The following is a 20,095-nucleotide window of genomic DNA, read 5'->3' as shown; positions in this document are numbered from 1 at the left end:
CTCCTTATTGGTGATAACCCCTATTTTCGCACTGGGTGATGCTAAGATAAAATGATCACCTATCGATAAAAGCGATGGTTCAACATGAAATATTCCCCGGAATCCCTTGAGGCATTTGTGCAAACCGTGGCCAGCGGATCCTTTTCGGCGGCGGCGCGCGCGTTGTCTAAAAGCCAGTCCACCATCAGTAACGCGATCGCTAATCTGGAAGACGATCTGGGTTTCACGCTGTTTGATCGCAGCGGACGTAATCCGATATTGACCGAGCATGGCCAGCGCGCGTTTGCGCAAGTGCAGCAGATTCTGGCCGCCAGCCAGCGGCTGGATGAGCTGGCAGTACGCTTGTCGCAGGGCGTAGAACCGCGCCTTAGCCTGGCGATCTCCGATTTTTGGCAAGCGGATCACCATGAAAATCTGCTTAACCGGTTTGAGGTGCGTTATCCAGATATCGATTTTGAGTGCATGATCGCCGAGGATGCTGATGCATTAGATTTGATACAAGCCGGGCGTGTGCACCTTGGCGTGGTGCGGGCGCAGCCACAATTGCCGCCGGATTTGGCGGTGGCACGCTTGCAAGTGGGGGCGCAGATGGCGATTTACCTTCATCAGGATCATGCGCTGTCGCAGCTCCAGCAGGTGAGTGAGGGGCAGTTAGGTGAGTTGCGGCATCTGCGGCTCAATACCTGGGTACAAAATCGCGATCCCTTGCCCGCCGGACGCGTGTGGTCGGCGCCATCTTATTTATTGCTGTTAGAGATGGCGGAGCAGGGTTTTGGCTGGAGTATATTACCGCGCTGGCTGGTGGAGCAGTTTGGTCATCAGGTGTTGAAGGAGTTGCCGGTGCCGGGCTGGCCGCAGCATATCGCGGTTGATGTGGTGTGGTCGCGGCGTAATCCGCCGGGACCGGCCGGGCGCTGGATGATCGATCAACTCTGCGCCCAGCAGCCCGACTAATCGCGCCGTGCGACGTCGGCCAGCGGCGCATCCAGCAGGCGAGACAAATCTTGCGCGGCCAGCTCGATATCCAGCCCGCGTTTGCCGCCGGAGATAAAGATGGTGGCAAACTCCGCTGCCTGCTGATCGATCACCGTTGGCAGACGCTTTTTCTGTCCCAGTGGGCTAATGCCGCCTACCAGATAACCGGTCACGCGCTGTGCCAGCTGCGGATCGGCCATATCCGCTTTCTTGGCGCCTAGCGCTTTGGCGACCTTTTTTAGATCCAATTGGGTTGAGACCGGCGTTACCGCAACCGCCAGCGCTTTAGCATCGCCGTTGAGCGATACCAGCAAGGTTTTGAACACCTGGCGCGCATCCAGATTAAGCTTACGCACCGCTTCGTCGCCAAAATTGGTTTCGTGGCTATCGTGGTCGTAGGGATGCAGGGTAAAGGTGACTTTTTGTTTTTCCAGAAGTTTTACCGCGGGCGTCATGATCGGTCCTTGTTAGGAAAATTCTTATTTCAGTTTTGATGGAAAAACAGTGGCGAAATTCTGAACTTTGCGCGAGAATTGGCCCGCGCCAGCAAGAGATTGTTGGTGATAACCAAAATCATAAACAAATTCCTCTTTGACGGGCCAATATTATTATTGGCCTTCTTTTTTTGTGTTTGTGCGTAATTGGAATGTAGGTCGCCATAAATGGCGACCCTACTTTATCCTTTGAGCAGTCCCGGCAAATTATCATCGCCATACAGATGCAGTGCGCCCACCGCCACCACATAACGCCCTTTCGGTAACGCCAGCAGCAGCTCGCGCCAGTGCTGGTTGCGGTTGCGCATCAGCGTGTCGTTCAGCTCGCTGCTAAAGGTGGTCGGCAGCGCCACCGGTTGCTGGGTGGGCGGCGCATCCAGCCACCAGCTGATCATGGTTTGCAGCAGGCGCGCGTTGGTGTGCCAGTGTTCCAGCGTATCCAGCAACAGCGGCAAACCATCCTGCGGCAGCGATTTCAGCAGGGCGATCTGCGTTTCCGGACCTTCCAGCTCGATAATGCGTTTGTTGGCCGCTTTGGCCGCCTGCAACAGCTGATAATCGATACCAAACTGCGGACGTAATCCCAGCCGCTGCGCCTGTTGCGCCTGCAACATCAGCGCGATCTGCCAGAACGGCAGCGTATCGAACAGGCTCAGTGACAGCGAAAGCTCATCGCACAAGGCCTGCAAGCGCTGCAGCACGTCGTCGTCGAGTCGCGTGGCCAGCGGCGGATGTTCATCATCATTGCTGAACGGCGATTCGCCTTGAGTGATATCGGCTTCGACAATCAGCGCGTCGGCTTTATGCAGCTGGCGCAATAGCCCGGCAGGCAGCGGCTGCATATCGCGCGTGCCCATGTGAATGCTGCCCGCCAAATGCAAACGACGATCGCCCAGCTGAATATCCATGGCCGGCCAGCTGTAACTGGCCGGAAAAAGGGTCGCGATCCGTTGTTGGATGCTGTGCCACAGACCGTGTCTCATTCCCTGTCCTTTTTAAGGCAAAAAACCATGCTAGCGATTTCATCTCATGAAAAACAGGGCTGGAATGGCTATTGCCGTTGCGCGGGCTTGAAGCGCAACAAACGGTTAGCGTTGCTCACCACGGTAATGGATGACAGCGCCATCGCCGCGCCCGCGACAATCGGGCTCAGCAGCATGCCGGTAAACGGATAGAGCACGCCGGCCGCAATGGGAATCCCGAGGCTGTTGTAGATAAAGGCGCCCAACAGATTTTGCCGCATATTGCGCAGCGTAGCGCTGGAGATCGACAGCGCATCGGCGACGCAGTGCAGATCGTTGCGCATCAGCGTCATGGCGGCGGTTTCTACCGCCACATCGCTGCCGCCGCCCATCGCAATGCCGACATCCGCCTGCGCCAGCGCGGGCGCATCATTAATGCCGTCGCCGACCATCACCACTTTGCGACCTTGCTGCTGTAGCTGCTTAATCGCCTGCGCTTTGCCATCCGGCAACACGCCGGCAATCACTTCATCAATACCCGCTTCGGCGGCAATCGCCTGCGCGGTTTTCTGGTGATCGCCGGTCAACATAATCAGGCGATAACCTTGCTGATGCAGACGCTGCAGCGCCGCTTTGCTCTCGGGACGCAAGCTGTCACGCAGCGCGATCAATCCCAGCAGTTGCTGATTGTCGGCCAGCAGCACCGGCGTTGCGCCTTGTGCGGCGAAGCGCTCGATATCATTCTGCGCGGCGCGGTAATCAATCTGCTGCTCATTCAGCAGCGCCTGATTTCCCAGCAGCAGCGTTCTGTCGGCGACTGTAGCGCTGATGCCTTTGCCGCGTATTGTACGAAATTGCTTAACCGCTTCGGTGCTCACCGCAGGCGCAGCCTCAAGAATCGCTTTGGCGAGCGGATGGCTGGAGCCTTGCTCCATCTGCGCCGCCGCGCTGAGCACCTGCTCGCGATTCCAGTCGCCATACAACAACACATCGCTGACCTGCGGCGTGCCGCGCGTCAGGGTGCCGGTTTTATCGAACACGATAGTATCGACTTCGCTGGCCCGCTGCAGCGCATCGGCGTCACGCACCAGCACGCCCAACTCTGCGGCGCGCCCGACGCCCGCAATCACTGACATCGGCGTTGCTAAACCCAAAGCGCAAGGGCAGGCGATGATCAGCACCGTGGTGACAATTACCAGCGTGTAAGCCAACTGCGGCTGCGGACCCGCCAGATACCAAATCACCCCGCTCAGCAGCGCAATCGCCACCACCACCGGCACAAATACGGCGGAGATGCGATCCGCCAGTCGGCCAATATCCGGTTTGCTGCTTTGCGCCTGACGCACCAGATTGATAATGCGCGCCAACGTGGTGTGGCTGCCGATGGCGCGCGCCACAAAGTGCAGCGTGCCGTCTTGTACCAGCGTACCGGCAAAGATTTTATCTCCCGGCTGTTTGGCCTGCGGCACTGCTTCACCGGTCAGCATCGCTTCATCCAGCCAGGCTTCACCGCTGGCGACCTCACCGTCCACCGGTACGCGATCGCCAGTGACCAGCTTCAGCGTCATGCCGGACTTAACCTCGCTGAGCGGCAACAGCGTTTCACCCTGATCGCTGATGACCCGCGCCTGCGCCGGGGTTAAATCCAGTAATCGTTCCAGCGCCTGCGAGGCGCGCTGGCGTGCGCGCTGCTCCAGCGCGTGGCCGAGATTGATCAGGCCAACGATCATCACGCTGGCTTCAAAATAGAGATGACGCGCCTGATGCGGGAAGAATTCGGGCCAAAGGGCGACGCTCATCGAATAGAGCCACGCCGCGCCGGTTCCCAGCGCCACCAGCGTATCCATGGTGGCTGTGCCGTGACGCAAACTGCGCCACGCGCTGCGATAGAAGTGGCCGCCGGCCATCACCATCACCAGCAAGGTAATCACGCCGAGTGTGCGCCACAGCGTTTGGTTATCTGCGCTCAGCATCATGTTGTCGCCGAGCATGCCCCAAATCATCATCGGCACGCCGAGCAGCAACGCCAGCGCTGATTGCCAGCTAAAACGGCGCATAGCGTGCTGCGCGCTAACCTGCTGGCGTTCGCGGCGGGTTTGTTCATCCTCGATCACTTCGGCGGAATAACCTGCCTGATCGACCGCGCTCACCAGCGCTTCGGCGCTTGCATCACCCATGATCAGCGCGCTGCGCTCACCGAGATTGACGCGTGCCTGGCTGACGCCCGGCACTTTTTGCAGCGCCTGTTCCACGCGGCTTACGCAGCTGGCGCAGCTCATGCCGCCAATCAGTAAATGATGCACAGGAAGCTCAGCTTCAGTGGATTGTGCCGGTTGCGACTCCGTTGTCAGCGCCTCCGGCGGCGGCTCTGTAGCTGTCAACGGATCAGGCTTTGGGCTGGCTGCGCCGTCTTTCAGCACCGCGTGATAACCGGCTTGTTCAACCGTAGCGATCAGATCGCTGGCGCTCGCCGCACCGGTCACGCGCGCTTCTTGCTGCGTGACGTCCGCCTGTTCAACATCGCTGCGCTGCTCCAGCGCTTCTTTGACGCGTTTTACACAGTGGCCACAGGACAAGCCGTCCAGCGCCAGCAGTTGGGTATGTGACATGGTGTACTCCTCAGGCTAATGATTTTGACTGCATGCAAAATTTGCATTAGAACTACAGCCTAAACCTTCCCCTGAATGGAAGGTCAAGGGGGAAAGATGAACATCAGCGATGTTGCAAAAAAAACCGGACTCACCAGCAAAGCGATTCGCTTCTACGAAGAGAAGGGCGTGGTGACGCCGCCATCGCGCGGTGACAATGGCTATCGCCATTACGCGGCGCATCATATTGATGAGCTGAATCTGCTGCGCCAGGCGCGTCAGGTGGGATTTACGCTGGAAGAGTGCCGTGAACTGGTGACGCTGTTCAACGATCCCGCGCGCCACAGCGCCGATGTTAAAGCGCGCACTTTGCAGAAAGCCGACGAGATTGCTGCGCACATCGAAGAGTTACATGCAATGCGTGCGCGCTTGCTGGAACTGGCGGAGGCTTGCCCCGGCGATGACAGCGCAGAGTGCCCGATCATCAATCACCTGGCCGGTTGCTGCCATCACGCCGATGGAAAGCGCGGCTGAATCATCAGCGTAATGCCGACCACGCCAGTGACAATCACCGGCGTGCCCGCCGGCAGGTCGCTATCTGCCTGCACGCGCCAGCTGCTGTCGCCAATGCGTACGTGTCCAAGGCCGTTTTTCAGTGCGTTATCCAGCGTCAACTGCATGCCCATTAACTGGTTGCCGCGCTGGTTAAGCGTGTTGGCGACCTGCGACGATTCGCGATAGCGCATCCAGCGATGCCAGAAGAACGCGCTCAGCAGCGTCATCACCGCAAACACAATGCCCTGGTTGGTCCATGAGATGGGAAACAGCCACTCAATCAGCGCCACCGCGACGGCGGCTAAGCCACTCCACAGCAGATAACCGCTGGTGCCGAGCATTTCGGCGGCCAACAGCAGGCCGCCCAGCGTCAGCCAGAACCAGTGTGGATGCGCAATCAGCTCCATCAGGATCATGGTCTGCGCTCCGTCCGGTTCTCCTTCAGCAATTCACTGATACCGGCAATTGAACCGAGCAGGCTGCTGGCGTCCAGTGGCATCATCACCACTTTGCTGTTGTTGGCTTCGCCGATTTTTTGCAGCGCGTCGGTGTATTTCTGCGCCACAAAGTAGTTCACCGCCTGAATATCACCGGCGGCTATCGCCTCGGAGACCATGCGCGTCGCCGTGGCTTCCGCTTCTGCCTGACGCTCGCGCGCTTCAGCTTGCAGGAAGGCCGAGGTGCGTTCGCCTTCTGCTTTGAGGATCTGCGACTGCTTGTCCCCTTCGGCGCGCAAAATCGCCGCCTGACGTACGCCTTCGGCGGCAAGGATATCGGCGCGTTTGGTGCGTTCCGCCTTCATCTGCGCGTTCATCGCGGCGATCAACTCCTGCGGCGGGCGCACGTCACGAATTTCGATACGGGTAATTTTCACGCCCCACGGATTGGTGGCTTCATCAACGATATGCAGCAGACGCGTGTTGATGTTGTCGCGCTGCGACAGCATCTCATCCAGCTCCATGCTGCCGAGCACGGTGCGGATATTGGTCATGGTCAGATTCAGGATCGAGAGTTCAAGATTGCTGACTTCGTAGGCGGCGCGCGCCGGATCGACAACCTGAATAAAGCACACCGCATCAATGGTGACGTTGGCGTTGTCTTTAGAGATGATTTCCTGGGAAGGGATATCGAGCACCTGTTCCATCATATTGATTTTGCGACCAATACGATCCATGAATGGCACAAGCAAATTGAGGCCAGGCGCCAGGGTTTTGGTGTAGCGGCCAAAGCGCTCTACCGTCCACTGGTAACCTTGTGGAACAATTTTTACACCGGCCCACACGGTAACGAGTGCGAGCACAATGATGACGGGAATGACCGTTAACATATAACCTCCTGGCTGTCAGATTGTCGGGCCGAGTCGTTCGGCCCGTTTAACGCGCGGTACCGATCAGTACAGCAGCGAGTAAAGCTGGCGGCGATAGCGCGTGGCGAGGGTGTCGCCGGTGCCGAGTGCGGCCAAAATTTCCTGGAACATTTTACGCACCTGGCCGTCACCAACGCTGAGATCGCTTTTCAGGAAGCTGAACAACAACTCCAGCGCTTCCTCGTTGCGGCCAACCTGATGCAGCTGTAACGACAGTTTAGCAGCCAGTTCGGCATTGGTCGGATCGCTGGCTAACTGCTCCTGCAACAGCTGAATTTCTGGCGTATCGGCGGCCTGCTTTAACAGATCGATTTGCGAAATCAGGCTCTGATAGCGCGTGTCCTGATCCTGCAGCGGCACCGCATCCAGCACGGTTTCTGCTTCGTCGCTGCGGTTCAGGGTGATCAACACTTCTGCCAGCAGGAAGCCAATTTCGCTGTTTTTGTTGCTCAGCTGCCACGCATCTTTCAGCAGCGGCAGCGCTTCCAGCGGTTTGCCTTCGTGCATCAATTGCATCGCCTGCTGCGCTTTAACTTCTTCTTCACGCGGCAACACTTTTTGCAGCAGAGCGCGAATCGCCTCTTCCGGCTGCGGTCCCTGGAAGCCGTCAACCGGCTGACCGTTCTGGAACAGATAAACGGTTGGGATCGAGCGCAGGCCGAACTGCGATGCCACCATCTGCTCTTTATCGCAATCCAGCTTCGCCAAAATAAACTGACCCGCATACTCCTGCGCCAGGCGATCCAGCACCGGCGTCAGTTCCAGACAGTGCTGACTGCGTTCGGACCAGAAATAGAACAGCACCGGCAGCTGCATCGACTGTTCTAAGGTCTGCTGCAGGTTGGATTCGTTGATGTCGATAATCAAAGCGTGTGACATGAATACGTCTCTTGTCAGAAAGTGTGTTGAGGATATGGGGGCAAGCTGCCCCGGTTCAAGTTTGATTCTGCGTTGCAGCTTAGTTGCTGCGCAAAATGCGATCCAGTATCCAACCTGGCAGCAGGCGTTTCAGCAGGCTCATCGCCCAGGCCACCAGCGTTACCGGATAGCGCAGGCGCGGATGTTTGCTCTCTAACGCGTGGCGCAGCTTCGGCAAAATCGCTTCCGGCGGCAGCGTGAAACGCGCGGCGATGCCCGGATTTTGTACCGGTTTATCCTGCTGGCCCTGATGCACGTTATCGGTGAAACGCGTGCTTATCGGGCCCGGTTCAATCAGGCTAACGCGCACGCCAGAGTCGCGCACTTCAAGACGCAGCGCATCGCTCCAGGCTTCCAGCGCCCATTTGCTGGCGGCATAGGCGCCGCGCCCCGGCGTCGAGATCAGTCCCAGTACCGAACTGGTATTGACGATGCGTCCGTTGCCGCTGGCTTGCAGCGCGGGCAGCAGGCGCATGGTCAGTTGATGAGTGCCAAACAGATTGGTGGAAAATTGCTTCTCTAATTGCTGACGCGAAACGCTGCTGAGCGGCCCATATTGACCAAAACCGCCGTTGTTAAACAGCGCGTGCAGGCGATGATCGGTGAGTTCCAGCACGCGATCGGCGGCGGCATCGACGCTGGCGGCATCATCGAGATCGAGCTGCACGCCAATAAATCCTAATGCTTCCATGCGCGCCACATCGTCGGCGCGGCGACAGGCGGCCAGCACGCGATAGCCGCGCGATAAAAGGTCATTTGCGGCGACCAAACCAATGCCGCTCGAGCAGCCGGTGATGAGAATTGTTTTTTGCATTTCTTTACCCGTTAAAAATCACACGCCTGCATTAATCATGCTTTACTAGCGGAGCCAGTTCGGTCGCCATCAAGTTGGCGATAAACGGCTGAGCATCCGGATTGGGGTGAATTCCATCCTGCTGCATCCACTCCGGCTTCAGGTAGACCTGCTCCATAAAGAAGGGCACCAGAGGAATGTCGTACTGCTGTGCCAGGCGCGGATAGATCGCGCTAAACGCTTCCGTATAACGACGTCCATAATTAGCCGGCAGACGAATCTGCATCAGCAGCGGCTGCGCTTTAGCGGCTTTCACTTCGTCGATCACTTTGGTCAGGTCCGCGGCGATATTCTGCGGCGGGAAACCACGCAGGCCATCGTTACCGCCCAATTCGATTAACACCCAGCGGGGTTGATGCTGTTTTAATAGGCCCGGTAAACGCGCCAGCCCTTGTCCTGCGGTATCTCCGCTGATGCTGGCGTTGACCACTTTGGGCTGCTGTTGCCACTCTTTATTCAGCAGGCTGGGCCAGGCCGCCGTGGCCGACATGCGATACCCGGCGCTCAGGCTATCGCCCAACACCAGTAAGGTATCGGCGGCGGCGAGTCGGGACACCAGCAGAAGCAATAACAACAGGAAGGGATAATGCCAGCGGAAAACATTGTTGCAGTTCATCATCTTACTAAGTCCGTCGGTCAGGGAGAGCATCAGCTGACCATCCTTACCGGAGTTGAGCTGGTTGTCAAACCAGCTGAGACCATCGCCCTGATTGGCGAGTCCGGCTCGGGCAAATCCACGCTGCTGGGCATTCTGGCCGGACTGGACGACGGCAGCAGCGGCGAAGTGCATCTGCTTGGCCAGCCGCTGCACAGCATGAATGAAGAGCAGCGAGCGGCGCTGCGTGCGCGTGAAGTGGGCTTTGTGTTTCAATCGTTTATGCTGGTGCCGACGCTGAATGCGCTGGAAAACGTGCAGCTGCCGGCGCTGTTGCGTGGTGACAGCGATCGCGAAAGCCGCAGCCAGGCGGTGGAACTGCTGACGGTGCTGGGTTTGAAAGATCGTCTGCACCATCTGCCGGCGCAACTTTCGGGCGGCGAGCAGCAGCGTGTGGCGCTGGCGCGTGCCTTTAGCGGTCGTCCCGGTTTGCTGTTTGCTGATGAACCCACCGGCAACCTCGACCGTAAAACCGGCGATCGTATCGCCGATCTGCTGTTCTCCCTCAACCGCGATTTTGCCACCACGCTGATTCTGGTGACGCACGATGAACAACTGGCGGCGCGCTGCGACCGTCGCTTACGGCTGCGCGACGGCAAGTTGTGGGAGGAGTCATGATTTGGCGCTGGTTCTGGCGCGAGTGGCGTTCGCCCTCGCTGCTGATTGTCTGGCTGGCGCTCACGCTTGCGGTGGCCTGCGTGCTGGCGCTGGGTTCGATCAGCGATCGCATGGAGAAAGGCTTAAGCCAGCAGAGCCGCGACTTTATGGCGGGCGATCGCACGCTGCGCACCACCGCGCCCGCGCCGGAAGCGTGGCTTAACAAAGCGCGTGATGAAGGGCTGTCGGTCAGCAGCCAGCTGCACTTTATGACCATGACCTTCGCGCAAGAGACGCCGCAGCTGGCGGACGTAAAGGCGGTGGACAATGCCTATCCGATGTTCGGCACGCTGCAAACCGATCCGCCGGGCCTACGTCCACAAGCGGGCACGGTGTTGGTCGCACCGCGTTTGCTGGCGCTGTTGAATCTGAAAGTGGGCGATAGCGTGGATGTCGGCGACACCACGCTGCGCATTGCCGGGGAAGTGATTCAGGAGCCGGATGGCGGCTTCAATCCGTTCCAGACCGCGCCACGTCTGCTGATGAACCTGGCCGACGTGGAGAAAACCGGTGCGGTGCAGCCGGGCAGTCGCCTGAGCTGGCGCTATAAATTCTCCGGCGATCCGGCACCGCTGGCGCGTTATGACAGCTGGATCGAGCCGCAGCTGAAAGCCGATCAGCGCTGGATCAGCGTGGATAATTCGGAAGATGCGCTGGGCCGCTCAATGCAGCGTGCGCAGCAGTTTTTACTGCTTTCAGCCTTGCTGACGCTGATGCTGGCGATTGCTGCGGTGGCTGTAGCGATGAGCCATTATTGCCGTAGTCGCTACGATTTAGTGGCAGTGCTGAAAACCCTGGGCGCAACGCGCAAGGCGCTGCAGCGGCTGATCATCGGCCAATGGCTGGCGGTGCTGCTGCTGGCGGCGATTGTCGGGAGCGCCTTAGGGCAGGGAATTGAAGTTATTCTGCTGCTGATGCTGAAACCGGTGCTGCCGGGCGCGCTGCCTGCGGCGAGTTTCTGGCCGTGGCTGTGGGCGATTGGCGCGATGTTTGTCATTTCGCTGCTGGTGGGTTTGCGTCCGTATCGTTTGCTGATGGCGACGCAACCGCTGCGCGTACTGCGGCGGGATGCGGTGGCGAACGTCTGGCCGCTACGATTCTATCTGCCGGCAATGGCGCTGGTGGTGATTGGCTTGCTGGCGCTGCTGATGGGCGGCAGCAAAATGCTGTGGGCGCTGCTGGCGGGCGTGGTGATGCTGGCGCTGCTGCTGGCGTTACTCGGCTGGGGCACCTTGCTGCTGCTGCGTCGGCTGGTGGTGCGTAATCTGGCGCTGCGCCTGGCGATTAACCGTCTGCTGCGTCAACCGGCGATGACGCTCAGCCAACTGGCGGCGTTTTCGCTGTCATTTATGCTGCTGGCGCTGCTGCTGGTGATGCGCGGCGATCTGTTGGATCGCTGGCAACAGCAACTGCCGCCGGACAGTCCGAACTATTTCCTGCTGAACATCACCCAAGAGCAGGTGCCGCAGGTACGCGACTTCCTGATCGAGCATCAGCTCAAGCCGGAAACCTTCTACCCGATTGTGCGTGCACGTCTCACCGAGCTAAACGGCAAAGAGGCCGATCCCCAGCTGGATAACGCGCTGAATCGCGAACTTAATCTGACGTGGCAAGCGGAGCGTCCGGATCACAATCCGCTGATTTCCGGTAACTGGCCGCCGCAGCCCGGTGAAGTATCGATGGAGGTGGAGCTGGCGGATCGTCTGGGCGTGAAACTGGGCGATAGCTTAACCTTCAGCGGCGATACTCAGCAGTTCAGCGCCAAAATCACCAGCTTGCGCAAGGTGGATTGGGAGAGTCTGCGGCCGAACTTCTTCTTTATCTTCCCGCCGGGCGCGCTCGATCAACAGCCACAAACCTGGCTGACCAGCTTCCGTATGGAGAGCAATCCGGCGCTGCTGGCGCAGCTTAATCGTGCATTCCCGACGTTGAGCCTGCTGGATATCGGCAGCATGATGCGCCAGATCGGCCAGGTGCTGACGCAGGTGAGCCAGGCGCTGGAAGTGATGGTGGTGCTGGTGACGATATGCGGCGTGCTGCTGCTGCTGGCGCAGATTCAGGTTGGCATGCGTCAGCGTCGGCAGGAGCTGGTGGTCTATCGCACGCTCGGTGCCAGCAAGCGCCTGTTGCGCGGCACCTTATGGTGTGAGTTTGCGCTGCTTGGCGTGGTATCGGGGATTGCGGCGGCGCTGGGCGCGGAAGCGGCGTTGTGGGGCTTGCAGCGCAAGATCTTCGATTTCCCCTGGCAGCCAGACTGGACGCTGTGGATCGCCTTGCCGATCGGCGGCGCGCTGCTGTTATCGCTGTGCGGTGCCTGGCTGGGGATTCGGCTGTTAAAACAGAAGGCGCTGTTCAGAAGCTTCAGCGCCGGATAAGCAAAACGTTTTTGTCTTAAATTTAAGTTCTGGTCTGTGTGAGTCGACTCATGAAAGCAGACCAGACTTATTTAAGGCTAAACATGTCATCTCCACTTATCGTCAAATCCGTTGTTGAAATCGGCTGCTGTAAAGTCTGCCAAAGTGAAGCCACGCTGTATGGCGTGACCGATTTTAATACTGCCTGTCATTCACAGCTGCCCAATCGTTATGTATTTCCCTTAACGGGCGTTGCCATCTATTACCATCAATGCCAGAGCTGTGGTTTGGTTTACACCCATGCGTTTGATGACTGGACGCCATCTGATTTTGCACAGCACGTTTATAATGATGGATACGCTGAATTTGATCCCGAATACGCGATCGTACGTCCCCGCAGAAACCGTGACTTAGTTTTGCAGCTATTTGAACGATTTCTGGGTAAAAAGATGCTGGATTACGGCGGTGGCACTGGCACGTTTGCACGGTTAATGCGGGAAGTGGGAATGGATATGGTCGCCTGGGATCCGTTTGTATCGGGCGAGTACCCGGAACTGAATTCGTATGAATTTATGACCAGTTTTGAAGTGTTTGAGCACACACCCGATCCGCATAAAACGCTGGCAGAAGTGTCAGGGTTTTTGAAAAAGGGCGGGGTGTTTTTCTTTAGTACCGGCACCACAGATGAAGTGAGCCATTTGGGAATGAATGATTGGTATATCGCGCCGCGTAATGGGCATATCACGATTCATTCTGAAGCGTCGCTGGATGCGCTGTTTAAGGCGCATGGTTTCCAGATTACGCATCTGAATCGCTGGAGCCATGTGGCGATGAAGATGGTGGCGTAACCCGGTGCGCATGAATGCGCACCCTACGAAAATCACACCAAACCACGTAGGGTCGCCATTCATGGCGACCTGGTTAATCAGAGCTTCTCAATCGCCCACGCAATCCCGCTCGCATACGCTTCCGGCAGCAGCGGCACCAGCGCATTCAAGGCTGACGCCAGACGCGCGTGATCGCTATCGGTCAGATTAAGATGCCCAACCTTGCGGCCGGCGCGCACCTCTTTGTCGTACCAATGCAGATGCACCAGCGGCTGCTGCAGCCACGCCAGGTTTACATCGGTACCAATCAGATTCACCATCACCGACGGCGCAAACACCACCGGTTGCGGCAGCGCCAGACCCAGTACTGCACGCAGATGCAGCTCGAACTGGCTGATGGACGCGCCATTCTGCGTCCAGTGGCCGCTGTTGTGCACGCGCGGTGCCAGCTCGTTGATCAGCAAACCTTCTGGCGTAATGAAGCATTCCATCGCCATCACGCCGACGTAGTTCAGCTCATGCATGATGGCGCTGAGCATCGCTTCCGCCTGTTGTTGCTGTGCGGCATCGGCCTGCGGGAACGCCACGCTGGTGCGCAGAATGCCGTCCTGATGCAGGTTGTGCGTCAGCGGATAAAACACCGTGCTGCCATCGTGTCCGCGCGCACCGACCAGCGACACTTCGCCGCTGAAGTTAATGCCTTGCTCAACGATGCATTCGCCGTAGCATTCATCCGGTAGCGCGTCGGTTTCATGGGCGCGCAAACGCCACTGGCCACGGCCGTCATAGCCGCCGGTACGACGCTTTACAATCGCCAGTTCGCCAAGCGAGTTGAACACATTTGGCCACTCGGCTTTATCGGCCAGCAGCTGCCACGGCGCGGTAGCGAGGTTCAGCTGATCCAGCAGCTGTTTTTGCGTCAGGCGATCGGCCAGACGCGGGAAAATATCGCGATTCACAAAGGCCGGATGGCTCGCCAGTTCGCGGGTTAACGCGGTTTCAGGCCAGCGCTCGATCTCAGCGGTGATCACGCTTTTAGCGATCGGCAGCGCAGAAGGCTCCGCATCCAGGCCCACCGGATACACCGCAATGCCCAGCGGTTCACCCGCCTGGCGCAGCATGCGGCCTAACTGACCATTTCCTAAGACGCAAACCGGCTTCATACGTCCTCCCGCGGATCCGGGTTGTTCAGCACTTCATCAGTTTGCGTTTGACGCCAGTTGGCGATGCGCGTTGACAGCGCGCTGTCGTGGATCGCCAGAATCTGTGCCGCCAGCAGGGCGGCGTTGGCAGCACCGGCTTTACCAATCGCCAGCGTACCCACCGGAATGCCGCGCGGCATCTGCACGATGGAGTAGAGGCTATCGACGCCGCTCAGCGCCGCGCTTTGCACGGGCACGCCCAGCACCGGCACCAGCGTTTTCGCGGCCAGCATGCCCGGCAAATGGGCAGCACCGCCGGCACCGGCGATGATCACCTGAAAACCGTTTTCAGCGGCGGTTTCCGCGAAGCTGAACAATTTGTCGGGCGTACGGTGAGCTGAGACCACTTCAACGTGGAAGGGAACATCCAGGCTGTTAAGAATTTCCTCGGCGAACTGCATGGTAGCCCAGTCACTTTTGGAACCCATGACAATGGCGATACGGGCCGGGGCGGCGTTGGATGACATGCGGTCAACTCCTGTGAATATGCAAACGAACCTGGCCGGGCGGGCAGGCGAAGAAGGGCACAGAGAATAGCATGAGATGGCAGCAAGGAAAACGGTTGCGTAGGCGGAAAACGGGCATTGATGCCCGGATTTCAGAAGGGGAATTCGATCAGGCTTACGCCGCTGGCATCAAGCTGAATCATCGATCCGTTCTCATGCCAGGCACCCAGCACCGCGCGCTCGGCGTTTTCACCGTGCAGCAGGAAGGCGTGAATGGCGGGACGATGCGTGTGGCCGTGAATCAGAATCGGCACCTGTTGGCGCGTCATTGCGGCTTCCACCGCGGACTGATTGACGTCCATGATGCTGACCGATTTATGCTGATTCGCCTGCTTGCTGCCATTGCGCATGCGCGCGGCAATGCGCATGCGCAGACGCAGCGGCAACGCGAGGAACAGACGCTGCAACCAGCGCTGATGCACTTTGGCGCGGAATCGCTGATAGCCTTCATCGTCGGTACACAAGGTATCGCCGTGCATGATCAACACACGATGTCCGTAGCGATCGAGCACCTTCTCTTCCGGCAGCAGCGTCATGCCGCTGGCACGCGCAAAACGCTGGCCGAGCAGGAAGTCGCGATTACCGTGGATGAAGAATTTCGGCACTGGCAAGGCTTTGAGCGCCGCAGCGATCTGCTGATGCAGCGGGTTAGGATCGTCGTCGCCTATCCAGGCTTCGAACAGATCGCCGAGGATGTAAAGCGCATCGCAGGCGCGCGCTTCACCCTGCAAAAAATGCAGAAAACCGGCAGTGATTGCCGGTTCTTCATGACACAGATGCAGATCTGCGATAAACAGCGTGCGCGACATTACTCGCTAACAGTCACTTTCTGGATGACAACATCTTCAACCGGAACGTCCTGATGCATGCCGCTGCGGCCGGTTTTCACCGCTTTGATTTTCTCAACCACGTCCATGCCTTCAACCACTTCAGCGAACACGCAGTAACCCCAGCCTTGCAGGCTTTCGTCACGGAAGTTCAGGAAGTCGTTGTCTGCCACGTTGATGAAGAACTGGGCAGTTGCAGAGTGTGGCGCCTGAGTACGCGCCATCGCCAGGGTGCCTTTGGTGTTTTTCAGGCCGTTGTTCGCTTCGTTGCGGATGTCTGCTTTGGTATCTTTCTGCTTCATGCCAGGCTCAAAACCGCCGCCCTGAATCATGAAACCGTTGATTACGCGATGGAAGATAGTGTTATCGTAAAAACCTTCCGCGCAGTATTCCAGGAAGTTCTTCACGGTAGCCGGCGCTTTGTCATCGAAAGTTTTAATTACGATATCGCCATGGTTCGTCTGGAAAGTGACCATTATTTTCTTCCTGTCAAGGTTGTCGTCAGTGTCGCTGCCGCGCCTGCAAGGCGGCGGGGCATTTTTGTAGACGCTTCTTATATCACAATTTCCAATAACGCGTCAGTAACCGGACGGCAGTTGGCAACCGAGCGATGCACAAGTCAGAAAAATACGGCACAATAACCGGCTACGCTGCAAGGGCGTATCCCGCAAACGTCAATAACGGAACCATTCAATGTTGAAGATCTATAACACCCTGAGTCGACAGAAAGAGGAATTTAAACCTATCCACGCAGGTGAAATCGGTATGTACGTGTGTGGTATCACGGTTTACGACCTCTGTCATATCGGCCATGGGCGTACATTTGTGGCATTCGACGTGGTGGCGCGTTATCTGCGTTACGTGGGCTATCAACTGAAGTATGTGCGTAACATCACCGATATCGATGACAAAATCATCAAACGCGCCAATCAAAACGGGGAAAGCATCGAAACGCTGACCAACCGCATGATCGCCGAGATGCACAACGATTTCGCCGCGCTCGGCATTCTGCCGCCGGATCTGGAGCCGCGCGCCACACGCCATATCGACGAGATTATTGAGCTGGTCGGCAGGCTGATTGAGCGTAAGCACGCGTACGTGGCGGACAACGGCGACGTGATGTTCGACGTGATGAGCGACAAAGATTACGGCGTGCTGTCGCGTCAGGATCTGGAGCAGCTGCAGGCTGGCGCGCGCGTCGAAGTGGCGGACGTGAAGCGCAATCCGATGGACTTCGTGCTGTGGAAAATGTCCAAAGCGGACGAACCAGCGTGGAACTCGCCGTGGGGCAACGGCCGTCCAGGCTGGCACATCGAATGTTCGGCGATGAACTGCAAACAGCTTGGCACCCATTTCGACATTCACGGCGGCGGTTCGGATCTGATGTTCCCGCACCACGAAAACGAAGTGGCGCAATCCACCTGTGCGCACGATGGCCCGTATGTGAATTACTGGATGCACTCTGGCATGGTGATGGTTGATCGCGAGAAGATGTCGAAATCGCTGGATAACTTCTTCACCGTGCGCGATGTGTTGCAGCATTACGATGCCGAAACCGTGCGTTATTTCCTGATGTCGGGCCACTATCGCAGCCAGCTCAACTACGGCGAAGATAACCTCAATCAGGCGCGTGCGGCGCTCGAGCGCTTGTACACCGCGCTGCGTCATACCGATGCCAATGCCACTGCGGCGGGTGGCGAAGAGTTTGAAGCGCGATTCCGTACCGCGATGGATGACGACTTCAACACGCCGGAAGCCTATTCGGTGTTGTTTGATATGGCGCGTGAAGTGAATCGTCTGAAGACTGAAGACAAAGCCTCCGCTGATGCGCTGGCGGCGAAACTGCGCCAGATCGCTAACGTGCTGGGCATTTTGCAGCAGGATCCCGAGCAGTTCCTGCAAAGTGGTGCGCAGGTGAATGACGATGAAGTGGCGGAAATCGAGCATTGGGTGAAAGCCCGTTCCGATGCGCGAGCAGCCAAAGATTGGGCGCAGGCGGATGTGGCGCGCGATAAGCTCAATGAGTTGGGCGTTATCGTTGAGGATGGGCCGCAAGGTTCCAGCTGGCGCCGCAAATAACCGGAGAGGGCGAGAAATCGCCCTTTTTTATTATGGCGATTGAACAGATTCATATTCACGGCTTCCGCTCGGTGCGCGACCTGACGCTGCCGTTGCAGCAGCTCAATGTGGTGAGCGGCCCGAACGGCTGCGGCAAATCCAACCTGTATAAAGCGGTGCGACTGCTGCACGAAGCGGCGAGCGGACGTTTAGCGCTGGCGCTGGCGGAAGAGGGCGGCATCCAGAAAGCGATGTGGGCGGGCGGATTGCGGCGCGGCGATCGTCGCCACGATCCTAAACGTCTGGCGCTCGCGGTGGTGATGGACGATATGGATTATCAGCTTGATATCGGTTTTCCTGAGCCGTTAGCCACCAGTATGTTTAACCTCGATCCGCTGGTGAAAGAGGAGCGTATATGGATGAGCGGCCAGCGTCGGCGTCCTTCCTCCTGCATCCTGCAGCGGCAAAATCAAACCGCTTTCCTGCACAACGTTGAGGGTGAACGCGTTGCTTATCCCGCGGTGCTGCATCCGGAAGAGTCGCTGTTTGGGCAGCTTGGCGAGCCGCACCTTTATCCCGAGCTTTCGCAGGTACGTGAAAGGCTGCGCCAGTGGCGTTTCTATCATGAGTTTGCGGTGTGGCCCGGTTCGCCGATTCGTGCGCCGCAGATTGGCGTACGCGCGCCGGTACTGAGCCACGATGGCAGCAATTTGGCCGCAGCCTGGGCCACAATTGTTGAACGCGGTCATTCCGAATTACTGCTCGAGGTGATGGCCGAAGCCTTCCCGGACACGGAATTTCACGTTGATGTGCAGAACGGGCGTTTTCAGATGCTGATGTCACGGCGGGGGATTTTGCGTCCGCTGGAGAGCGCCGAGTTCTCGGATGGCACGCTGCGCTTTCTCTGCTTAGTGGTGGCGCTGCTCAGCCCGCGGCCGCCAGCGTTTATGGCGCTCAACGAACCGGAGAACAGTTTGCATGAAGATCTGTTGCCCGCACTGGCGCGACTGATCGCCGAAGCCAGCCAGTTCAGCCAACTGTGGATCACCAGCCATTCACCGAAACTGGCGACGCTGATTGCGCAGCATACGGCGGTGAATCATATCGAGCTGGAGCAAATAGAAGGGGAAACCCGGGTTTTGTAGGGTCGCCATTAATGGCGACCTTCCGGATGACTACGCTACAACCGTAATCTTAAAGCCTGCAAACTCGACCTTTTGGCCTTCAACAATCTTGCAGCGCTTACGCGTTTCAACTGCGCCATCGACGCGCACTTCGCCTTCCGCAATCACCGCTTTCGCCTGCGCACCGCTTTGCACCCAACCTTCGAGTTTCAGCAGGTCGCACAAATCAACGTGGGCATGTTTACCGAGAGAAAAACTGGCCATTATGCCTCCTCAATGTCGTGAAATTCTTCACACGCCGTCAGCGTGTTTTGGATCAGTGTAGCAACAGTCATTGGACCGACGCCGCCTGGAACGGGCGTGATGTACGAGGCGCGCTCAGCAGCCGCTTCGAACTCCACATCACCCACCACTTTGCCGCTGTCGAGACGGTTGATACCCACATCAATCACCACCGCGCCCGGCTTGATCCAGTCGCCCGGAATAAAGCCCGGCTTGCCAACCGCCACCACCAGCAGATCGGCGTGCTCAACGTGATGACGCAGATCTTTGGTGAAACGGTGCGTAACGGTGGTGGTGCAACCGGCGAGCAGCAGCTCCATGCTCATCGGACGGCCAACGATATTCGATGCGCCAACCACCACGGCGTTCAGGCCGTAAGTATCGATATTGTAGCGCTCCAGCAAAGTGACGATGCCGCGCGGCGTACATGGACGCAGCTTCGGTGCGCGCTGGCACAGACGACCGACGTTGTACGGATGGAAGCCATCCACGTCTTTGTCCGGCACGATGCGCTCCAGCACTTTGACGTTATCGATGCCGGCTGGCAGCGGCAGCTGCACCAGAATGCCGTCGATGTCGTTATCGTTGTTGAGCGTATCAATCAGCTCCAGCAGCTCGGCTTCGCTGGTGGTGGCGGGCAGATCGTACGAGCGGGAGATGAAGCCCACTTCATCACAAGCACGACGTTTGCTGGCGACATAGATCTGCGAAGCCGGGTTTTCACCCACCAGCACAACTGCCAAACCGGGCGCACGTTTACCGGCCGCCAGACGCTGCTGTACTTTTTCGGCAACCTCAAGGCGCACCTGCTGCGCAATCGTTTTACCGTCAATAATTTTTGCTGCCATCAGAGAGGAAATCCATCTGTAGAGGGTTAGATCGGGGATGGCGC

21 protein-coding genes are annotated in these 20,095 nt (G+C 58.0%); 7 read left to right on the top strand and 14 right to left on the bottom strand.

The features are described 5' to 3' along the window. The first annotated feature begins 84 nt into the window (after positions 1–84). Positions 85–954 carry a LysR family transcriptional regulator gene (locus K5Y30_RS07180; protein ID WP_222210797.1) on the top strand — a complete coding sequence of 290 codons (870 nt, stop codon included), beginning with the start codon at positions 85–87 and terminating at the stop codon, positions 952–954. Here the strand turns inward: K5Y30_RS07180 and ybaK are convergent. The 3 genes from ybaK to copA form a co-directional block, all read right to left on the bottom strand. Continuing rightward, positions 951–1,430 carry a Cys-tRNA(Pro)/Cys-tRNA(Cys) deacylase YbaK gene (ybaK, locus tag K5Y30_RS07175; RefSeq protein WP_101762387.1) on the bottom strand — a complete coding sequence of 160 codons (480 nt, stop codon included), beginning with the start codon at positions 1,428–1,430 and terminating at the stop codon, positions 951–953. The genes K5Y30_RS07180 and ybaK overlap by 4 nt on opposite strands. A 221-nt stretch (positions 1,431–1,651) precedes the next feature. Further along, entirely contained in the window at positions 1,652–2,452 is an 801-nt protein-coding gene (locus K5Y30_RS07170) for a TraB/GumN family protein (protein WP_222210796.1), read from the bottom strand. 68 nt (positions 2,453–2,520) lie between these two features. Continuing rightward, positions 2,521–5,040, bottom strand: coding sequence for a copper-exporting P-type ATPase CopA (gene copA, locus K5Y30_RS07165; protein ID WP_222210795.1), 2,520 nt, complete (start codon positions 5,038–5,040; stop codon positions 2,521–2,523). A 96-nt stretch (positions 5,041–5,136) separates the two neighbouring features. Here copA and cueR point away from each other — a divergent pair, with 96 nt between their 5' ends. Then, entirely contained in the window at positions 5,137–5,553 is a 417-nt protein-coding gene (gene cueR / locus K5Y30_RS07160) for a Cu(I)-responsive transcriptional regulator (RefSeq protein WP_101762384.1), read from the top strand. Here cueR and K5Y30_RS07155 read toward each other — a convergent pair. The 5 genes from K5Y30_RS07155 to tesA all read right to left on the bottom strand — a co-directional run bounded on the left by K5Y30_RS07155 (position 5,529) and on the right by tesA (position 9,330). Further along, positions 5,529–5,990, bottom strand: coding sequence for an NfeD family protein (locus K5Y30_RS07155; RefSeq protein WP_225614547.1), 462 nt, complete (start codon positions 5,988–5,990; stop codon positions 5,529–5,531). The genes cueR and K5Y30_RS07155 overlap by 25 nt on opposite strands. Continuing rightward, positions 5,987–6,901 (bottom strand): SPFH domain-containing protein, encoded by a 915-nt coding sequence (locus K5Y30_RS07150; RefSeq protein WP_101762383.1) that lies wholly within the window; start codon positions 6,899–6,901, stop codon positions 5,987–5,989. Before K5Y30_RS07150 ends, K5Y30_RS07155 begins: the two co-directional genes overlap by 4 nt. Positions 6,902–6,964: 63 nt before the next feature. Continuing rightward, positions 6,965–7,819 (bottom strand): co-chaperone YbbN, encoded by an 855-nt coding sequence (locus tag K5Y30_RS07145; RefSeq protein WP_101762382.1) that lies wholly within the window; start codon positions 7,817–7,819, stop codon positions 6,965–6,967. A gap of 79 nt (positions 7,820–7,898) precedes the next feature. After that, positions 7,899–8,672, bottom strand: coding sequence for an SDR family oxidoreductase (locus tag K5Y30_RS07140; RefSeq protein WP_137385302.1), 774 nt, complete (start codon positions 8,670–8,672; stop codon positions 7,899–7,901). 31 nt (positions 8,673–8,703) lie between these two features. After that, a complete protein-coding gene (tesA, locus tag K5Y30_RS07135; protein WP_176971305.1) occupies positions 8,704–9,330 on the bottom strand; it encodes a multifunctional acyl-CoA thioesterase I/protease I/lysophospholipase L1 in 627 nt (208 codons plus the stop codon). Between tesA and ybbA the strand changes: the two genes are divergently transcribed. From ybbA to K5Y30_RS07120, 3 genes are all read left to right on the top strand, one after another. Continuing rightward, positions 9,298–9,984: a putative ABC transporter ATP-binding protein YbbA gene (ybbA, locus tag K5Y30_RS07130; protein WP_176971306.1), complete on the top strand. Its 687-nt coding sequence runs from the start codon at positions 9,298–9,300 to the stop codon at positions 9,982–9,984. The two genes, tesA and ybbA, sit on opposite strands and share 33 nt — an antisense overlap. After that, positions 9,981–12,398, top strand: a complete 2,418-nt coding sequence (gene ybbP, locus K5Y30_RS07125) for a putative ABC transporter permease subunit YbbP (protein ID WP_222210794.1) — start codon at positions 9,981–9,983, stop codon at positions 12,396–12,398. The genes ybbA and ybbP overlap by 4 nt, the downstream gene beginning before the upstream one ends. Positions 12,399–12,481: 83 nt before the next feature. Beyond that, positions 12,482–13,225, top strand: coding sequence for a class I SAM-dependent methyltransferase (locus tag K5Y30_RS07120; protein WP_222182858.1), 744 nt, complete (start codon positions 12,482–12,484; stop codon positions 13,223–13,225). A 77-nt stretch (positions 13,226–13,302) separates the two neighbouring features. On the opposite strand, the gene purK is transcribed toward K5Y30_RS07120, so the two are convergent. The 4 genes from purK to ppiB all read right to left on the bottom strand — a co-directional run bounded on the left by purK (position 13,303) and on the right by ppiB (position 16,215). Next, positions 13,303–14,367, bottom strand: coding sequence for a 5-(carboxyamino)imidazole ribonucleotide synthase (purK, locus tag K5Y30_RS07115; protein WP_222210793.1), 1,065 nt, complete (start codon positions 14,365–14,367; stop codon positions 13,303–13,305). Next, on the bottom strand, positions 14,364–14,873 hold the full coding sequence (gene purE / locus K5Y30_RS07110) for a 5-(carboxyamino)imidazole ribonucleotide mutase (protein WP_222210792.1): 510 nt from the start codon (positions 14,871–14,873) through the stop codon (positions 14,364–14,366). Before purE ends, purK begins: the two co-directional genes overlap by 4 nt. Before the next feature lie 131 nt (positions 14,874–15,004). Then, entirely contained in the window at positions 15,005–15,721 is a 717-nt protein-coding gene (locus tag K5Y30_RS07105) for a UDP-2,3-diacylglucosamine diphosphatase (RefSeq protein ID WP_222210791.1), read from the bottom strand. Further along, positions 15,721–16,215 (bottom strand): peptidylprolyl isomerase B, encoded by a 495-nt coding sequence (ppiB, locus tag K5Y30_RS07100; RefSeq protein ID WP_008103818.1) that lies wholly within the window; start codon positions 16,213–16,215, stop codon positions 15,721–15,723. The genes K5Y30_RS07105 and ppiB overlap by 1 nt, the downstream gene beginning before the upstream one ends. A 217-nt stretch (positions 16,216–16,432) precedes the next feature. On the opposite strand from ppiB, the gene cysS reads away from it, so the two are divergent. Together cysS and K5Y30_RS07090 are read left to right on the top strand one after the other, a co-directional pair. Continuing rightward, entirely contained in the window at positions 16,433–17,818 is a 1,386-nt protein-coding gene (cysS, locus tag K5Y30_RS07095; RefSeq protein WP_110865669.1) for a cysteine--tRNA ligase, read from the top strand. 32 nt (positions 17,819–17,850) lie between these two features. Further along, the gene (locus tag K5Y30_RS07090; RefSeq protein WP_222210790.1) at positions 17,851–18,942 is read left to right on the top strand and encodes an AAA family ATPase; all 1,092 of its coding nucleotides are present in this window, start codon (positions 17,851–17,853) and stop codon (positions 18,940–18,942) included. A gap of 30 nt (positions 18,943–18,972) precedes the next feature. Here the strand turns inward: K5Y30_RS07090 and ybcJ are convergent, their stop codons facing one another. Both ybcJ and folD read right to left on the bottom strand, forming a co-directional pair. Next, positions 18,973–19,185 carry a ribosome-associated protein YbcJ gene (ybcJ, locus tag K5Y30_RS07085; protein ID WP_007890771.1) on the bottom strand — a complete coding sequence of 71 codons (213 nt, stop codon included), beginning with the start codon at positions 19,183–19,185 and terminating at the stop codon, positions 18,973–18,975. After that, complete coding sequence (folD, locus tag K5Y30_RS07080; protein ID WP_036648219.1) at positions 19,185–20,051, bottom strand: bifunctional methylenetetrahydrofolate dehydrogenase/methenyltetrahydrofolate cyclohydrolase FolD; 867 nt, start codon at positions 20,049–20,051, stop codon at positions 19,185–19,187. The genes ybcJ and folD overlap by 1 nt, the downstream gene beginning before the upstream one ends. Between the last annotated feature and the right edge of the window lie 44 nt (positions 20,052–20,095).

Origin of the sequence: Pantoea sp. DY-5 (assembly GCF_019795955.1) — a bacterium.
Taxonomy (GTDB): Bacteria; Pseudomonadota; Gammaproteobacteria; order Enterobacterales; family Enterobacteriaceae; genus Pantoea; species Pantoea leporis.
Note: the sequence above shows the minus strand (reverse complement) of the source record. Positions and strands in the feature narration are given on the sequence as shown.

Coding starts and splice junctions, on each gene's coding strand:
- K5Y30_RS07180 (WP_222210797.1), top strand. CDS start 85: ATGAAATATTCCCCGGAATCCCTTGAGGCATTTGTGCAAACCGTGGCC.
- ybaK (WP_101762387.1), bottom strand. CDS start 1,430: ATGACGCCCGCGGTAAAACTTCTGGAAAAACAAAAAGTCACCTTTACC.
- K5Y30_RS07170 (WP_222210796.1), bottom strand. CDS start 2,452: ATGAGACACGGTCTGTGGCACAGCATCCAACAACGGATCGCGACCCTT.
- copA (WP_222210795.1), bottom strand. CDS start 5,040: ATGTCACATACCCAACTGCTGGCGCTGGACGGCTTGTCCTGTGGCCAC.
- cueR (WP_101762384.1), top strand. CDS start 5,137: ATGAACATCAGCGATGTTGCAAAAAAAACCGGACTCACCAGCAAAGCG.
- K5Y30_RS07155 (WP_225614547.1), bottom strand. CDS start 5,990: ATGATCCTGATGGAGCTGATTGCGCATCCACACTGGTTCTGGCTGACG.
- K5Y30_RS07150 (WP_101762383.1), bottom strand. CDS start 6,901: ATGTTAACGGTCATTCCCGTCATCATTGTGCTCGCACTCGTTACCGTG.
- K5Y30_RS07145 (WP_101762382.1), bottom strand. CDS start 7,819: ATGTCACACGCTTTGATTATCGACATCAACGAATCCAACCTGCAGCAG.
- K5Y30_RS07140 (WP_137385302.1), bottom strand. CDS start 8,672: ATGCAAAAAACAATTCTCATCACCGGCTGCTCGAGCGGCATTGGTTTG.
- ybbA (WP_176971306.1), top strand. CDS start 9,298: ATGCCAGCGGAAAACATTGTTGCAGTTCATCATCTTACTAAGTCCGTC.
- tesA (WP_176971305.1), bottom strand. CDS start 9,330: ATGATGAACTGCAACAATGTTTTCCGCTGGCATTATCCCTTCCTGTTG.
- ybbP (WP_222210794.1), top strand. CDS start 9,981: ATGATTTGGCGCTGGTTCTGGCGCGAGTGGCGTTCGCCCTCGCTGCTG.
- K5Y30_RS07120 (WP_222182858.1), top strand. CDS start 12,482: ATGTCATCTCCACTTATCGTCAAATCCGTTGTTGAAATCGGCTGCTGT.
- purK (WP_222210793.1), bottom strand. CDS start 14,367: ATGAAGCCGGTTTGCGTCTTAGGAAATGGTCAGTTAGGCCGCATGCTG.
- purE (WP_222210792.1), bottom strand. CDS start 14,873: ATGTCATCCAACGCCGCCCCGGCCCGTATCGCCATTGTCATGGGTTCC.
- K5Y30_RS07105 (WP_222210791.1), bottom strand. CDS start 15,721: ATGTCGCGCACGCTGTTTATCGCAGATCTGCATCTGTGTCATGAAGAA.
- ppiB (WP_008103818.1), bottom strand. CDS start 16,215: ATGGTCACTTTCCAGACGAACCATGGCGATATCGTAATTAAAACTTTC.
- cysS (WP_110865669.1), top strand. CDS start 16,433: ATGTTGAAGATCTATAACACCCTGAGTCGACAGAAAGAGGAATTTAAA.
- K5Y30_RS07090 (WP_222210790.1), top strand. CDS start 17,851: ATGGCGATTGAACAGATTCATATTCACGGCTTCCGCTCGGTGCGCGAC.
- ybcJ (WP_007890771.1), bottom strand. CDS start 19,185: ATGGCCAGTTTTTCTCTCGGTAAACATGCCCACGTTGATTTGTGCGAC.
- folD (WP_036648219.1), bottom strand. CDS start 20,051: ATGGCAGCAAAAATTATTGACGGTAAAACGATTGCGCAGCAGGTGCGC.